Raw genomic sequence first — 14,200 nt, 5'->3', positions numbered from 1 at the left:
ATCAGGCAAAGCTAGCCCCTGACCAGCGAGGCCTGGGCCACGCCCTTGTACTTCATCGGATTGCCCTGCACCGCGTATTCAAAAGTGAAGCGCACCCCGTCTGATCTGATCCCGGGAAACTCTAGCCCGGGGTGGTCCAGAGAATGGTGTCGGATCAGAGGTTGTCCCAACCTTCACGTTCAGTTGGACATACCCTGAGTCAGAGGGCTATGTGGTCTATTGAGTTGCGCCTTCTCACCCGCTTGAGCAGGCAATGAAGCAATCGCGATAACGAGTGCTGCAAAGTATCGCATTACTGGTCTCACACGGACCATAAAAAATTGAAAATGCAACAATTTAGCGTGTGGTTCAGTTCAGCGCCTTCTTCAGCAGGTCGTTGACCACGCTGGGGTTCGCCTTGCCCTGCATTGCCTTCATCGTCTGGCCGACGAAGAAGCCGAACAGGGCTTCCTTGCCGCCCTTGTACTGCTCGACCTTGTCGGCATTGTCGGCGAGAACATTGGCAATTGCGGCTTCAATCGCGCCGGTATCGGAGGTCTGCTTGAGTCCTTCGCGCTCGACGATCACCGCTGCGCTGTCACCGGTTTCGAACATCTTTTCGAGCACCTGCTTGGCGATCGTGCCAGAGATGGTGCCATCGGTGATGAGGGCGAGCAGGCCGGCGGCGGCTTCGTGGCCGACCGGGCTGTCCTCAAGGCTCTTGCCCAGCTTGTTGAGCGCGCCGAAGAATTCCGAGATCAGCCAGTTGGCCGCCTGCTTGGCCACGTCGGCCTCGCCCTTGCCGGATGCCTTGGCGGTCTCGGCGAGCAGCGCCTCGAACCAGCGCGCGGTTTCGACGTCGTTGGTGAGCACGTTGGCGTTGTAGGGCGACAAGCCCAGCGCGTTTTCATAGCGGTGGCGCTTGGCGTCCGGCAGCTCGGGCAGCGACGCGCGGCATTCCTCGAGGAAGGCATCGTCAAGCTCGAGCGGCAGCAGGTCAGGATCGGGGAAGTAACGGTAATCGTGCGCGTCTTCCTTTGATCGCATCGAACGGGTTTCGTTCCGGTCGGGATCGTAGAGCCGGGTTTCCTGCACGATCTTGCCGCCGCCCTCAATCACGTCGACCTGACGGTTGGCCTCGCTCTCAACCACGGCCATGACGAAGCGCACCGAATTGACGTTCTTCGTTTCCGTGCGCGTGCCGAATTCCTCACCCGGGCGGCGCACCGAGACGTTGACGTCGGCGCGCATCGAGCCCTGGTCCATGTTGCCGTCGCACGATCCGACATAGCGCAGGATTGAGCGCAGCTTTGCCAGGTAAGCCCCTGCTTCGGCAGGCGAACGCATGTCCGGACGGCTGACGATTTCCATCAACGCCACGCCCGACCGGTTCAGATCGACATAGGACATGGTCGGGTGCTGATCGTGCATCAGCTTGCCGGCGTCCTGCTCGACATGGATGCGCTCGACGCCGATGACCTTCACGTCTTCGGGGTTCTTGGGATCGAGCGCAATCTCGACCTGACCCTCGCCGACGATGGGGTGATAGAGCTGGCTGATCTGGTAGCCCTGCGGTAAATCGGCGTAGAAGTAGTTCTTGCGATCAAACCGCGACCATTTGTTGATCTGCGCGCCGATCGCCATGCCGGTACGCACCGCCTGGCGAATGCACTCGCGGTTCGGCACGGGCAGCATGCCGGGCATGGCCGCATCGACGAGGGAGACCTGGCTGTTCGGCTCGGCCCCGAAAGCGGTCGCCGCGCCGGAAAACAGCTTCGAATTTGACGTGACCTGCGCATGGACTTCAAGGCCGATCACGACCTCCCATTCGCCCGTTGCGCCCTGGATGCGATATTCGCTCATCTTACCACCACTTTTCCGGCTTGGCCGAGAACTGCGCCCTCTGCTCGATCGCCAGACCTGCGTTCAGCACGCCCTGCTCGTCAAACGCCTTGCCGACGATCTGAAGCCCGAGCGGCAGGCCCTCGCGGTTGAGGCCCGCGGGGACACTCATTGCCGGCAGGCCGGCCAGCGATGCCGGCACGGCGAACACATCGTTGAGGTACATCGACAGTGGATCGCTCGTCTTTTCGCCGAGGCCGAAAGCGGCAGTCGGCGCGGTAGGGGCGAGGATCACGTCGACCTGCTTGAACGCCTCGGCAAAGTCGCGACTGATCAGGGTGCGGACCTTCTGCGCCTGCGTATAGTACGCATCGTAGAAGCCGGCCGAGAGCACGTAGGTGCCGATCAGGATGCGGCGCTTTACCTCAGGGCCGAAACCGGCAGCGCGGGTGGCGGCGTACATGTCCTGCAGGCCGGCGCCCTCGGGCAGTTCGCGCAGGCCGTAGCGCACGCCGTCATAGCGCGCGAGGTTCGAAGAGGCTTCGGCCGGAGCGACGATGTAATAGGCCGGCAGCGCATATTTGGTATGCAGCAGGCTGATCTCGACGATTTCGGCGCCCGCGTCCTTGAGCCAGGCAATGCCTTGTTCCCACGAAGCGAGGACGTCCGCGTCCATGCCGTCCATGCGGTATTCGCGCGGGATGCCGACCTTCTTGCCGCGCATGTCGCCCGAAAGGCTGGCTTCCCATTCGGGGACCGGCATGTTCAGGCTGGTCGAATCCTTGGGATCGAACCCGGCCATCGCCTCAAGCATGATCGCGCAGTCGCGCACGTCGCGCGCCATCGGGCCGGCCTGATCGAGCGAGCTGGCGAAAGCAACGATGCCCCAGCGCGAGCAGCGGCCATAGGTTGGCTTGATGCCCGAAATGCCGGTGAAGGCCGCCGGCTGGCGGATCGAGCCGCCGGTGTCCGTGCCGGTTGCCGCCGGGCAGAGCCGCGCGGAAACAGCGGAGGACGAACCGCCCGAGCTGCCACCCGGAGCCATCGCTGCGTTGCCGCCATCGTTGCGCTTCCACGGGCTGATGACATTACCGAAATAGCTCGTCTCGTTCGACGAGCCCATGGCAAACTGGTCCAGGTTGAGCTTGCCGAGCATGCCCGCGCCGGCATCCCACAGCTTCTGGCTGACGGTGCTTTCATACTCGGGCGTGAAGCCTTCGAGCATGTGGCTGGCCGCGGTGGTCTGCACGCCCTTGGTGGCGAACAGGTCCTTCATGCCGATCGGCACGCCGCCCATCTTGCCTAGAGCCTGTCCGGCAGCGCGGCGCGCGTCGGTGGCCTTGGCGGCTTCAATGGCCTTTTCCGGCGTGGTGACGATGAACGCGTTGAGCGCGCCGGCAGCCGCGACGTTGGCGTTGAACGCCTCGGCCACTTCGAGGGCGGAAAATTCGCCGGATGCGACGCCGTCGCGAATGGCGGCGACGCCGAGATCGGTAAGGTCAGTCATCTTATTCAATCACCTTGGGCACGCCAAAGAAGCCGTGTTCCGCCGCCGGGGCATTGGCCAGCACGGCATCGCGCACGCCGCCGCCGGTGAGCGGATCGGCTCCGACAACGTCATTGCGCAGGCGCTGGTGGTTTTCGATCACGGCCGTCATCGGCTCAACGCCGGTGACGTCGACTTCGCCGAGCTGTTCGACCCAGGCGAGAATGCCGTTGAGTTCGGGCACCATGGCCTCGATCTCGGCCTCGTTAACCTTGATGCGGGCCAGCGAGGCGATCTTGGCCACGGTGGCGGTATCGACCGACATGATCGGACCCCTTGGTTTGAAATTACTGCGCTTGGAAATTACTGCTGCGGTTCGGAACCGGGTGCGCCCGGCGGCAGCGGTGCGCGTTCGCCCCTACCGGGACCACCGCCCGGACCACCGGGACCGCCACGCTGCTGCTGCATCTGCTGCATCATTGCCTGCTGCATCTGGAATTGCTGGAAATCCATGAAGCCGAGCAGATCGATATCGAAATAGAGATCGCTGTTCGCCGGAATCGGACCGTTGTCCTTGTCACCATAACCTGCGGCGGCGGGGATCATGACCTGATACTTGCCGCCCTTCTGCATCGATGATAGCGCGGTGGTGAAACCGGGGATCACGCCCTGCAGCGGCATGGGCACCTGCTTGTTCTCATCGAACACGGTGCCGTCCTTGAGCGTGCCCTTGTAGTTGACCAGCGCCACATCGCTGGTCTTGGGCGAATCGCCCTCACCCGCCTTGAGCGTGATCACCTGCACACCGCCGTCGAGCGTGTTGTAGCCGCGGGTTGTGCCCCAAGCGAGCCCGGCGCCGGCCAGAACCAGCGCCAATACGCCGAGCCAGATCTTGGTCACCGAGCCCTTGGCGACGGGCTGGAGCGGAACGCGGGTAATCTCGGTCATGGGCAGATCCTGTGTGCAAGATGCAAAAAGGGCGCGGTATTGCTCCGCGCCCCTTTGGCGGAACGCTTAAAAGCGTTCAAGTCCATTGTCTGCCTGACGGCAGAAACGGTTCCGGCCCGCTCCCCTCCCGGCCACCCAGCGATAGGTTACCCTATGGGTGGCCGGGAGGGGAGCGGGCCGGAACCGCCAGGCCAAGCCGGAAGGCTTGGCCAACTTCAAGACTCTTACTTTACGCCGTCGCGTTCCAGACGCTTACGCTCCATCTTGCGGGCGCGGCGGACAGCGGCAGCCTTTTCACGGGCGCGCTTTTCCGACGGCTTTTCAAAGTGACGGCGCAGCTTCATCTCGCGATAGACGCCTTCGCGCTGCAGCTTCTTCTTGAGCGCGCGAAGTGCCTGGTCGACGTTATTGTCGCGGACGAGAATCTGCATAAAAACCCATACCTCACAAACGGTGGCGAGAGCCCGCGACCTGCGGGAATCACCAAAACCGGAAAAATGCGAAAACGTGCCGAATCCCTTACAGGATCGGCTCGAACCGGCGGGCGGCTAGCAAAGAGTCGGGGTATTGGCAACCCATTCGACAACCTTTGCGCGTTTTTCCGCGCCCGGAACGGCTCAAGTGAGCCTCGGCGGGGGTGAGCCTGATTGCGGGCCAAGTCCAGCCCTATCCCTGCCCTCGTCGTCCTCGCAAGTTGAATATGCATCCGGGCTGTGGTCTTTGCGCCTCGGAAGGGGTTCCATGCACACCAGTTTCACGCCCACCGACTGGGCCGTTCTGATCGGTTATGTCCTGCTGCTCGCGCTTGCCGGTTGGCTGACAACGCGGCGCGGCATGGACAGCGAGGGCTATTTCCTTGCCGGGCACCATGCGCCGACCTGGCTGGTGGCGATATCGGTGCTGTCTACCGTGCAATCGGCGGCGACGTTCCTTGGCGTGCCGGACAATTCCTATCGCGGCAACTATACCTACATCGGCGGAGTCTTTGCCGCGCTGGTCGCCGCGTGGATCGCCGGCAATGTCCTGATCCCGCGCTTTTACGCGATGCGGGTGACAACGGTTTACGAACTGCTCGAAAGCCGGTTCGACGCGACCGCCCGCCGCGCGGCCGGGGTGATGTACCTGCTGGGACGCATTCTCGCGAGCGGGGCGCGGCTCTATCTGGCGGCGATTGCCGTCTCGATGATCCTATTCCTCGACATAGAACCGGGCCACATCGTCATTGCATCGGGGCTGCTGCTGGTTTTCGGGCTGGTCTTCACTTTCATGGGCGGACTCGAATCGATCATCTGGTCCGATCTGGTGCAGGTGGTGCTTTATGTCGGCGCAGCACTGGTCGTGGCGATCACGCTGTGGGCAAGCCTGCCGATGTCCATGAGCGAGGCGATTTCGGCGCTGGTAAATGCGCCGGGCGGTAGCAAGCTTGCTCCGATAAACGCCACGCTGGATCTTTCCGCCCCGTTCGGGCTGTTCGCGGTGCTGACGGGCGTGGTCCTGCTCAACCTTGCCTCATCCGGGCTCGATCAGGACATCACCCAGCGCCTGCTGGCCTGTGAGGATGCCGCCAAGGGCCGCCGCGCGCTCTATGCCTCGGTGATCGTCTCGCTGCCGGTGATCGCCCTGTTCCTCGTGATCGGTTCGCTGCTGTGGCTGCATTATCAGGGGGCCGCCGCGAGCAGCTTCAACGGCGAGAAGGTGACGGTGTTCATGCACTATATCCTGACCGAGATACCGCCCGGACTGCGCGGGCTGGTGACTGTCGGCGTAATTGCGGCAGCGGCGATCAATTCCGGCCTGATCTCGATGGCCAACGTGCTGGTGAACGATCTCTACCGCCCCTTCGCCGGTGAGCGGCAAGAAGCCCACTTCGTCCGCGCCGGCCGCGCGGCGAGCGTGGTGCTCGGCCTCGCGCTCTTCGCCATGTCGATCCTGTCCTATTACTGGCAGCGCTATTCGGATGCCGCCCTGCTCGATTTCGTGCTGGGGGTGATGAGCTTTGCCTATTCAGGCCTGCTCGGCGTTTACGGCGTGGCGCTGTTCACGCGTCGCGGAAATTCGGGCTCGGTCATCGCCGCTTTCGTCGCCGGGTTCCTGACCGTCCTGGCCTTCCAGCCCTATGTGATCGACAGCCTCGCCCTGCCCGCCGGCATGAAAGCCATCGCTTTTCCGTGGCAACTGGTGCTCGGCACGGCAATCTCGGCGCTGGTTTGCGCGATGGGCAAGGCTAAAGTGGCAATCGCGGGCAACCCCGGCTAAGGGCTGGGTCATGACATCCCCATCCTTCCTTGCAAGTTCCGCGCTGGTCGCCCTTGGCGGCGGCCTTGGTGCCTGGCTGCGCTTCCTCACCGGCGTGGCCTGGACCCGCGCCATTGGTCCTGCTGCAGCCACGGCATTTCCCCTCGCCACGCTCAGCGTCAACGTGATCGGCAGCCTCGCCATGGGGCTGCTGGCGGGCTGGCTGGCTCGCTCGGGAACGGCGGGCGAGTCCCTGCGGCTTATGCTCGGCGTTGGCGTGCTGGGCGGCTTTACCACCTTCTCCGCCTTCAGCCTTGAATTCGCCCTGCTGGTCGAACGCGGGGAACTGGGCACGGCCATGGCCTATGTCGCCGTGTCGCTGATTGCCGGTTTCGCCGCGCTGTTTGCCGGACTGTTCGTAATGAGGGCCGTAGCATGAGCACGCACCACGCTCCGGACGAAAAAGTCCGCCAGTTCACCGTTCAGGCCGATGATGACGACATCCGGCTTGACCGCTGGTTCAAGCGCCACTTGCCGCAGGTCAGCTTTGCCATGGTCAGCCGCTGGGCGCGCACCGGGCAGATCCGTGTCGATGGCAAGCGCGCTGCGGTCGATGACCGGCTCGCCAAGGGCCAGGTCCTGCGCGTACCGCCGGGCGGTGCCACGCCCGAACGCAGCGGCGCCCGCGTCCGCAAGCCGCTGACCGAGGAGCAGCTCGAACAGGCCGATGCCATGGTCATCCACCGCGACCGCGCGGCGATCGTGCTCAACAAGCCGCCGGGCCTTGCCACGCAGGGCGGATCAGGCACCTTCGAACACGTCGACGGCCTGCTCGATGCCTATGCGCCGAGCGGCGCGCGTCCGCGCCTCGTTCACCGGCTCGACAAGGATACCTCGGGCGTGCTGCTGGTTGCGGCAACGCCCGGCAGCGCGGCCTATTTCTCGAAGCGGTTCTCCACCCGATCAGCGACCAAGATCTACTGGGCGCTGGTGGCCGGCGTGCCTGACATCAGGGAAGGCGTGATCGACCTGCCGCTCGCCAAGCAGCCGGGCAGCGGCGGCGAGAAGATGATGGTCGACAAGACCGATCAGGGCCAGCCCGCCAAGTCCCGCTACCGCGTGATCGACCGCGCCGGCAACCGCGCCGCCTGGGTCGAACTGCAGCCCTTCACCGGGCGCACGCACCAGCTTCGCGTTCACATGGCGGCTATCGGCCATCCGATCATCGGCGATGGCAAATACGGCGGGCCAGAGGCGTTCCTCTCCGGCTCGATCAGCCGCAAGATGCACCTCCACGCGCGGCGTCTGCTGATCGACCATCCCGATGGCGCGCCGCTCGACGTGACCGCCGAATTGCCGCCTCACTTTGCCGCCTCGCTCAGTCAGCTTGGCTTTGACGAGGCCGACGGCGAAGCGGTGATCGAAGTGCCGATCCGCGCGCCCAAGGAAGAGGAAAAGGCCTTAGCCAAGGCCCACGCCAAGCAGTACCGCAAGGAACGCCGGGGTGAGCGCCATGGCAGAAAGAGCGGTCAACGCGCGCCTGCCGGCAAGGCGGGAACGCGCGAGGAAGCGCCGAAGAAGCGCGGCCCGACCAAGGGCAAAGGCTCGCAGGTTCCCACCACCAAGCCGACTACTCGGCCGCCCGCCAAAGCGGCTGGCAAGCCCGGTGCAAAACCCGCCGCCAAACGCCCCGCCCCCGCCCGGCCCAAAAGCCCGGCCAAGCCCGGCGCACCCCGAAAGCCGCGCTGATGCATCCCAATGCCTTGTTCCGCAGCGAGAACCGCGCCCTTTTCGAAACGCTGATCGAAGAGATCGGCTTCGGCATGATCTTCGCCCAGACGCCCGATGGTCCGCGGGTGGCGCACACACCGCTGGTCCACACCGGTGACGGCGCGGTGCAGTTCCACTTGTCGCGCGGCAATGCGCTGACCAAGCACCTTCCGGGCATGACCGCGCTTGCCGTCGTCAATGGGCCAGACGCCTATGTCAGCCCGCGCTGGTACGACGACGCGGCGCAGGTGCCGACATGGAACTACATTGCCCTTGAAATGGAAGGCCCCGTGCGCCGCATGGATGCCGAGGGACTCGAAGGCCTGCTCGAAACGCTGAGCGAGCGGCAGGAAGCCCGCGTCATCGGCGGCGCGCCGTGGACGATGGACAAAGTGCCGGCGTACAAGCTGCGCGCCATGATGGGCGGCATCACCGGTTTCGAAATGGAAGTGCGCGGCTGGCGGCCGACGCTCAAGCTCAGCCAGAACAAGCCTGCCGAGGAGCGCGCCCGCGTCGCCGATGCACTTGAAGCGCAGGGCGCAATGGCATTGGCACAACTGATGCGGACGCTGCTCGACGACAAGGGCGCGGCATGAGCCAGCGCCTCGCCGTGTTTGACTGCGACGGAACGCTGGTCGATGGCCAAGCCTCGATCTGCGAGGCGATGGAAGCTGCCTTTGCCGAAGCCGGCCTTGCTCCGCCCGATCGCCACGCCGTTCGCCGCATCGTCGGCCTGTCGCTGCCGCAGGCCGTGCGGCGGCTGGTGCCTGACTGCGCGCCTGACGTGGAAGCGCTGGCGGTCGATGCCTATAAGCGCGCCTACCGCACCGCGCGCGATGAAGGCCGCATTGCCGAACCGCTGTTCGATGGCATCGCCGAACTGATCGAGAAGCTCCACGGGGCCGGCTGGCTGCTCGGCGTGGCCACCGGCAAGAGCGACCGGGGCCTGTCGCACTGCCTCGCCGCCCATGGCCTGACGCACCGCTTCGCCACCTTGCAGACCGCCGACCGCCATCCGTCGAAGCCGCATCCGGCAATGATGGAAGCCGCGCTGGGCGAGACGCTGGCCGACCCGGCGCACACCGTGATGATCGGTGACACGGCCTTCGACATGGGCCTTGCGGTCAATTCGGGCGTGCGCGCGATTGGCGTGACCTGGGGTTATCACGAGGCGGCGGAACTTGTCGCGGCGGGGGCCGAATGGGTCGCCGATACACCGTTTCAACTTGGGGAGTACCTGCTGTCATGACCACACCCGAACAAGAGGCGCTGGCCAAGAAGCGCTTCATGGCGATCAACCTTGTCCGCATGTCGGGCGTGGTTCTGATCCTCGTCGGCCTGCTTTGCGCTGGCGACAAGATCGACATCCCGATGGCGCGATTGATCGGCGTTACGCTGATCCTGATCGGCATGGTCGACGTGTTCCTCGTTCCCACCCTGCTCGCCAAGCGCTGGAGAAGTTGATCCCGTGAAGCGGTTCTGGAAGGAAGTTTCGGCAGCGCTGGTGGATGGCGGCTGGCAAGTCATGCTTGATGGCCGCCCACTGAAGACGCAGGGCAAGCGCCAGCAGATCGTCCCCGGCGAGGCTCTTGCCCGCGCGCTGGCGCAGGAGTGGACCGATCAGGGCGAGGAAATCGACCCCGCCGGCTTCGTTCTGCGCGACATGGCCGACTATGCCATCGACGTGATCGCCGGCGACCGCGCCGACACCGTGCGCGCGCTGCTGGCTTACGGCGAGACCGACACGCTGTGCTACCGCGCCGCGCCGGGCGAAGTGCTCGCGCGGCGGCAGGATGCGGCATGGGAGCCGCTGCTGGCGGCTGCCGAGGCGACATGGGGCCTCAAATTCGCGCGGGTGAGCGGCATTATGCACCAGCCCCAGCCGCCCGAAACGCTGACGAAGCTGCGCGCACTGCTGGAAGCCAAGGACGACCTGACGCTGGCAGCGCTGCGATCCCTCTCGGGCATTTCCGCCTCGCTGATCATCGCACTGCTGTCCGTCCACGGTCAGCACGATACGCAAGTGCTGTGGCAAGCCAGCGAGCTAGAAGAGCTGTTCCAAGAGGAAATGTGGGGCCGAGACGCCGAAGCCGAAGCACGGCAGGCCAAGCGGTTGCGCGATTTTGAGGCAGCGATCCGGTTTGCGGGGTTGGTGAGGGTTTAATCGACCTCACCCCACTCACACCGTCATCCTGAACTCGTTTCAGGATCCATCTTGCCGCAGGCGCATTGCTCGCCTTGGACAGCAAAACGGCACCGTTATTCTCCCCTTACGGAGATCCGAGCGGGAGGCGAAATGGATCCTGAAACGAGTTCAGGATGACGAAATGGGGTTAAGTTGGGCGCGTTGGCCTCGACTCTCACCCCACCCAGTCGGCAACCTCGACAGCAACCTGATTTGCCGCGCGGTTGAGTGCCGGGGCAATCAGTTCGGGCTTGGCGGCCACACCGGGCACCTTAGCCTCAAACCTGCGCGTGGACACCGCTCCAGCCGCTCCGTTCAGCACGGCATCGAAGCGGACAATCACTGCTTGTTCGCGCGCATCATAACCAAAGGCGGTCAAGCGTCCGCCGAGGCGATTGCGGCTGGTGTTGATGCCGTCATCGCCGACAAAGACGATGCGCTTGCCGCCAGCGCGGATGGTTTCGGCCATCAGCGTGCCGAACAGGCGCGCCGGGCGTTCGACCCAAGCCGCCTTGGCGAGGTAGGCGACATTGCTCTGGTCAACCTGCACCGCGATACGGGTGTTCGACAGGTTCTGGTCGGTCTCCGGATCGAGCACGATCAGCGCCTGCGCCGAATTGCCCGACAGCACCGTTCCAGCCGGCAGCGTCTTGTCCGCCGTCAGCGTGAACAGCGTCGGCGGCGGCTTGCCCCCGCCAAGGCCGAGGCAGCCCGACAGCGCCAGCACCAGTCCGATCGCGGCGATCTTGGCGAAGTGCGCCTTCCCGGTCCCGCCAATCATCGTTCGATACTTCATGGCAGAACTCCTCATGGCTTGTAGTCCGGCAGCTTCTGCCCGCCCAGCAGTGCGCCGGCGCCTTGTTCGTCGATCTTTTCGGTCACGCCGCGCAAGGCCTTGGTCGTCGCGCGCAGGTCGCGGATCGCGGCTTCGGCTTGCGGCAAGGTGCTCTCGGACAGCTGGTTGAGCCCCGGCCGCGCCTCGCTGAGCGCGCCTTGCAGCGAATCCGCCGCGAGTTTGGCCGAACCCAGCGTCTCGCGAAGTTGCCGCGCGAGCGACTGACCATCGCTGCCCAGCAGGGTGTTGGCTGATCCAGCGACCTGTTCAAAGCTCGCCAGCGTGGCGCTGGCCTGCTTGAGCGTGACTTGCAGTTCGGCCAGCGTGCCCTTCACCTGCGGTGAGGCATCAGCGAGGTTGGCGGTCAGTTTATCAGTATTGGCGAGAATGCCCTTGATCGAGCGCTGGTTCTCATCCGACAGCAGGGTGTTGAGCCGCTCGGTCACCGTCGCCAACCGCTCGATCAGCATCGGCGCGTTGGACAGAAGTTCGCCCAGCCCGCCGCGCTTGGTAGGGATCACCGGCACGCGGCCCGGTCCAGGTCCCGGCTCGGTAATCGGTGCCGCGCCGCGGATGCCACCATTGAGCTGGATCGTCGAGGTGCCGGTAAAGCTGCCCTGGATCGTCGCCGTCGTGCCCTGAAGAATTTTGACCTTCTTGTCGACTTCGATGCGCACGCGCACGAAGCTGGGGTCGGCTGGCCACAGCTCAATGTCGGCAATCTGCCCTGCGGGAACGCCAGCATAATTGATCGTCGTGCCAGACGTCAGCCCGTCAACCGACTGCTTGAAGAAGATGTCGTATTCCTGACGGTCGCCCTTGCCGAGCTGCGCGATCCAGATCACGAAGGCCGCGACGACTGCTAGCAGGAACAGCGTAACCGCACCCACCCAGACGTGATTTGCCCTAGTTTCCATTGGTGGTTTCCATTGGTCTACCTATGCCCCCTTGCCCAGCGACTTGTCCACCTTCGCCGCCTCGCCGCGTTCCTGACTAGCCTGCGCCGCCCGCCCGCGGGGGCCATTGAAGTATTCCTGAATCCACGGATGGTCAGTGGCGAGCAGTTCGGGGATCGTACCGACTGCAATCACCTTCTTGTCCGCCAGCACGGCAACCCGGTCGCAAATCTCGTACAGCGTGTCGAGATCGTGCGTGATCAGGAATACCGTAAGCCCCAGCGTCGCCTGAAGCTCCTTTGTCAGATGGTCGAAGGCCGCCGCGCCGATGGGGTCGAGTCCGGCAGTCGGCTCGTCAAGGAACAGCAGGTCCGGATCGAGCGCCAGCGCACGGGCTAGGCCGGCGCGCTTTTTCATGCCGCCTGACAATTCGGACGGATACTTGTCCGCCGCAGCGGTCGGCAGGCCGGACAGGCGCACCTTGTAATGGGCAATCTCGCGCCGTAGCTGGTCGCCGATCTCGGGGTAGAATTCCCGCAGCGGCACTTCGACGTTCTCAGCCACGGTCAGCGTGGAGAACAGCGCTCCGCCCTGGAACAGCACGCCCCAGCGGCTGCGGATGTCGATATCGTCATCGTCGTGCGCATCAGTAATCGATTCACCGAGCACGTCGATCGAACCTTCCTCGGGGATCTGCAGGCCGATGATCGAACGCATCAGCACCGACTTGCCGGTGCCGGAACCGCCGACCACGCCAATAATCTCGCCCCGGTTGACCGTGAGGTCGAGATTGTCGTGTATCACCTGATCGCCAAAGGCATTGCGCAGGCCCTTCACGACAATCGGGTGATCGTCCTTGAACCGCGCATGCACCACGTCAGTGCGGATATCGTTGGGGATCTCGTTCATCCCCAGCCCACTTCGGTAAAGAACACGGCGAAGAACGCGTCCATGACGATGACCATGAAAATCGCCTGGACCACGGCCATGGTCGTGCGCAGGCCCACTTCTTCGGCATTGGCCTTGACCTGCATGCCCTGGTAGCAGCCGGTCATGGCGATCACGAGGCCGAAGAACGGCGCCTTGACCAGCCCGACCCATACGTCATGCAGCGGCACAACTTCCTGGATGCGGGTGAGGAAGGTCATGAACGGGATGCCCAGCGTGAACGAGGAAATCACCGCGCCGCCGACAATCGCCATGATCGCGGCATAGAACCCCAGCAGCGGCATCATCACCACCGAGGCGAGGATGCGCGGGATCACCAGCGCTTCGATCGGGGAGACGCCGATGGTGCGCATCGCGTCGATTTCCTCGGTCAGCTTCATCGTGCCGATCTGCGCCGCAAAGGCCGATCCCGAGCGGCCCGCGACCATGATCGCGGTCATCAGCACGCCCAGTTCACGCATGGCAATGCGGCCGGTCAGGTTGACAGTCAGCATCTCCGCGCCGAACTGCTGAAGCTGCACCGCGCCCTGCTGGGCAATGACGATGCCGACAAGGAAGCTCATAAGTCCGATGATGCCGAGTGAGTTGATGCCGACCAGTTCGAGCTGGTGGATCATCGCCTTGCCGCGCACGCGCCCGGGGTGGCGGAGCAGATGGCCGGCATCGACGAGAATCTCGCCAAGGAAGCCGGTGATCTTGACCGTGCCGAGCCAGGTGGTGACCGAGAGAATGCCGGTCGCCTCAAGCACGCGGGTCACGGCATTGGGCCGGGGCGGCCGCGCAGTCTCCTCCGGTTCGTCGGTTTCGATCGCGGTTATGAGCCGCTTGGCCTGCCCGCTGGCGCCGACGACCGGGGCGCTGAATTCCTGCGACAACCGGTGCAGCAACCAGGCGCCGACCGTGTCAATCTCACCAATGCTGCTGACGTCGAGTTCGCTGACCGGACCTTCGAGGGTGCGCAGGCGCACGTCCGCCGGCCCGATCGAGCTGACGGTCAGTGGTCCCGAGAAAACGATGCGCTTCGCGCCGCCATCGCCTTCTTCAGTAGTGAAATCAGCCCAAGTTCGCATCTCGGC

16 protein-coding genes are annotated in these 14,200 nt (G+C 64.3%); 7 read left to right on the top strand and 9 right to left on the bottom strand.

What is annotated here, in order from left to right:
• Positions 1-348: 348 nt before the first annotated feature.
• From gatB to rpsU, 5 genes are all read right to left on the bottom strand, one after another.
• Positions 349-1,842 (bottom strand): Asp-tRNA(Asn)/Glu-tRNA(Gln) amidotransferase subunit GatB, encoded by a 1,494-nt coding sequence (gene gatB, locus WG900_RS00145; protein ID WP_339963856.1) that lies wholly within the window; start codon positions 1,840-1,842, stop codon positions 349-351.
• 1 nt (position 1,843) lies between these two features.
• Complete coding sequence (gatA, locus tag WG900_RS00140; protein ID WP_339963855.1) at positions 1,844-3,328, bottom strand: Asp-tRNA(Asn)/Glu-tRNA(Gln) amidotransferase subunit GatA; 1,485 nt, start codon at positions 3,326-3,328, stop codon at positions 1,844-1,846.
• Position 3,329: 1 nt separating this feature from the next.
• On the bottom strand, positions 3,330-3,632 hold the full coding sequence (gene gatC, locus WG900_RS00135; RefSeq protein ID WP_339963854.1) for an Asp-tRNA(Asn)/Glu-tRNA(Gln) amidotransferase subunit GatC: 303 nt from the start codon (positions 3,630-3,632) through the stop codon (positions 3,330-3,332).
• Positions 3,633-3,670: 38 nt separating this feature from the next.
• Positions 3,671-4,255 (bottom strand): FKBP-type peptidyl-prolyl cis-trans isomerase, encoded by a 585-nt coding sequence (locus WG900_RS00130; RefSeq protein WP_339963853.1) that lies wholly within the window; start codon positions 4,253-4,255, stop codon positions 3,671-3,673.
• Between the two features lie 224 nt (positions 4,256-4,479).
• Positions 4,480-4,686, bottom strand: coding sequence for a 30S ribosomal protein S21 (gene rpsU / locus WG900_RS00125; protein WP_310533193.1), 207 nt, complete (start codon positions 4,684-4,686; stop codon positions 4,480-4,482).
• Between the two features lie 310 nt (positions 4,687-4,996).
• On the opposite strand from rpsU, the gene WG900_RS00120 reads away from it, so the two are divergent.
• The 7 genes from WG900_RS00120 to WG900_RS00090 are packed head-to-tail and all read left to right on the top strand — an operon-like array spanning position 4,997 to position 10,424.
• Positions 4,997-6,511 (top strand): sodium:solute symporter, encoded by a 1,515-nt coding sequence (locus WG900_RS00120; protein WP_339963852.1) that lies wholly within the window; start codon positions 4,997-4,999, stop codon positions 6,509-6,511.
• A gap of 10 nt (positions 6,512-6,521) precedes the next feature.
• Positions 6,522-6,929, top strand: coding sequence for a fluoride efflux transporter CrcB (crcB, locus tag WG900_RS00115; protein ID WP_339963851.1), 408 nt, complete (start codon positions 6,522-6,524; stop codon positions 6,927-6,929).
• Positions 6,926-8,239, top strand: a complete 1,314-nt coding sequence (locus WG900_RS00110) for an RluA family pseudouridine synthase (RefSeq protein WP_339963850.1) — start codon at positions 6,926-6,928, stop codon at positions 8,237-8,239. The genes crcB and WG900_RS00110 overlap by 4 nt, the downstream gene beginning before the upstream one ends.
• On the top strand, positions 8,239-8,856 hold the full coding sequence (locus tag WG900_RS00105; protein ID WP_339963849.1) for an FMN-binding negative transcriptional regulator: 618 nt from the start codon (positions 8,239-8,241) through the stop codon (positions 8,854-8,856). Before WG900_RS00110 ends, WG900_RS00105 begins: the two co-directional genes overlap by 1 nt.
• On the top strand, positions 8,853-9,509 hold the full coding sequence (locus tag WG900_RS00100) for an HAD hydrolase-like protein (RefSeq protein ID WP_339963848.1): 657 nt from the start codon (positions 8,853-8,855) through the stop codon (positions 9,507-9,509). The genes WG900_RS00105 and WG900_RS00100 overlap by 4 nt, the downstream gene beginning before the upstream one ends.
• A complete protein-coding gene (locus tag WG900_RS00095) occupies positions 9,506-9,724 on the top strand; it encodes a hypothetical protein (RefSeq protein ID WP_339963847.1) in 219 nt (72 codons plus the stop codon). The genes WG900_RS00100 and WG900_RS00095 overlap by 4 nt, the downstream gene beginning before the upstream one ends.
• Before the next feature lie 4 nt (positions 9,725-9,728).
• Complete coding sequence (locus WG900_RS00090; protein ID WP_339963846.1) at positions 9,729-10,424, top strand: ATP12 family chaperone protein; 696 nt, start codon at positions 9,729-9,731, stop codon at positions 10,422-10,424.
• A 196-nt stretch (positions 10,425-10,620) separates the two neighbouring features.
• On the opposite strand, the gene WG900_RS00085 is transcribed toward WG900_RS00090, so the two are convergent.
• Genes WG900_RS00085 through WG900_RS00070 form a run of 4 tightly spaced genes read right to left on the bottom strand, consistent with a single transcriptional unit; the run spans position 10,621 to position 14,194 of the window.
• A complete protein-coding gene (locus tag WG900_RS00085) occupies positions 10,621-11,241 on the bottom strand; it encodes an ABC-type transport auxiliary lipoprotein family protein (RefSeq protein ID WP_339963845.1) in 621 nt (206 codons plus the stop codon).
• A gap of 11 nt (positions 11,242-11,252) precedes the next feature.
• Positions 11,253-12,197, bottom strand: coding sequence for an MlaD family protein (locus tag WG900_RS00080; protein WP_339963844.1), 945 nt, complete (start codon positions 12,195-12,197; stop codon positions 11,253-11,255).
• 21 nt (positions 12,198-12,218) lie between these two features.
• Positions 12,219-13,085 (bottom strand): ABC transporter ATP-binding protein, encoded by an 867-nt coding sequence (locus tag WG900_RS00075; RefSeq protein WP_339963843.1) that lies wholly within the window; start codon positions 13,083-13,085, stop codon positions 12,219-12,221.
• Positions 13,082-14,194 (bottom strand): ABC transporter permease, encoded by a 1,113-nt coding sequence (locus WG900_RS00070; RefSeq protein ID WP_339963842.1) that lies wholly within the window; start codon positions 14,192-14,194, stop codon positions 13,082-13,084. Before WG900_RS00070 ends, WG900_RS00075 begins: the two co-directional genes overlap by 4 nt.
• Between the last annotated feature and the right edge of the window lie 6 nt (positions 14,195-14,200).

The organism is Novosphingobium aquae, assembly GCF_037572715.1.
Classification (GTDB): Bacteria; Pseudomonadota; Alphaproteobacteria; order Sphingomonadales; family Sphingomonadaceae; genus Novosphingobium; species Novosphingobium aquae.
Note: the sequence above shows the minus strand (reverse complement) of the source record. Positions and strands in the feature narration are given on the sequence as shown.

What these genes read in the sequence shown, in the direction of transcription:
- gatB (WP_339963856.1), bottom strand. Translation starts at nt 1,842, where the DNA reads ATGAGCGAATATCGCATCCAGGGCGCAACGGGCGAATGGGAGGTCGTG.
- gatA (WP_339963855.1), bottom strand. Translation starts at nt 3,328, where the DNA reads ATGACTGACCTTACCGATCTCGGCGTCGCCGCCATTCGCGACGGCGTC.
- gatC (WP_339963854.1), bottom strand. Translation starts at nt 3,632, where the DNA reads ATGTCGGTCGATACCGCCACCGTGGCCAAGATCGCCTCGCTGGCCCGC.
- WG900_RS00130 (WP_339963853.1), bottom strand. Translation starts at nt 4,255, where the DNA reads ATGACCGAGATTACCCGCGTTCCGCTCCAGCCCGTCGCCAAGGGCTCG.
- rpsU (WP_310533193.1), bottom strand. Translation starts at nt 4,686, where the DNA reads ATGCAGATTCTCGTCCGCGACAATAACGTCGACCAGGCACTTCGCGCG.
- WG900_RS00120 (WP_339963852.1), top strand. Translation starts at nt 4,997, where the DNA reads ATGCACACCAGTTTCACGCCCACCGACTGGGCCGTTCTGATCGGTTAT.
- crcB (WP_339963851.1), top strand. Translation starts at nt 6,522, where the DNA reads ATGACATCCCCATCCTTCCTTGCAAGTTCCGCGCTGGTCGCCCTTGGC.
- WG900_RS00110 (WP_339963850.1), top strand. Translation starts at nt 6,926, where the DNA reads ATGAGCACGCACCACGCTCCGGACGAAAAAGTCCGCCAGTTCACCGTT.
- WG900_RS00105 (WP_339963849.1), top strand. Translation starts at nt 8,239, where the DNA reads ATGCATCCCAATGCCTTGTTCCGCAGCGAGAACCGCGCCCTTTTCGAA.
- WG900_RS00100 (WP_339963848.1), top strand. Translation starts at nt 8,853, where the DNA reads ATGAGCCAGCGCCTCGCCGTGTTTGACTGCGACGGAACGCTGGTCGAT.
- WG900_RS00095 (WP_339963847.1), top strand. Translation starts at nt 9,506, where the DNA reads ATGACCACACCCGAACAAGAGGCGCTGGCCAAGAAGCGCTTCATGGCG.
- WG900_RS00085 (WP_339963845.1), bottom strand. Translation starts at nt 11,241, where the DNA reads ATGAAGTATCGAACGATGATTGGCGGGACCGGGAAGGCGCACTTCGCC.
- WG900_RS00080 (WP_339963844.1), bottom strand. Translation starts at nt 12,197, where the DNA reads ATGGAAACTAGGGCAAATCACGTCTGGGTGGGTGCGGTTACGCTGTTC.
- WG900_RS00075 (WP_339963843.1), bottom strand. Translation starts at nt 13,085, where the DNA reads ATGAACGAGATCCCCAACGATATCCGCACTGACGTGGTGCATGCGCGG.
- WG900_RS00070 (WP_339963842.1), bottom strand. Translation starts at nt 14,194, where the DNA reads ATGCGAACTTGGGCTGATTTCACTACTGAAGAAGGCGATGGCGGCGCG.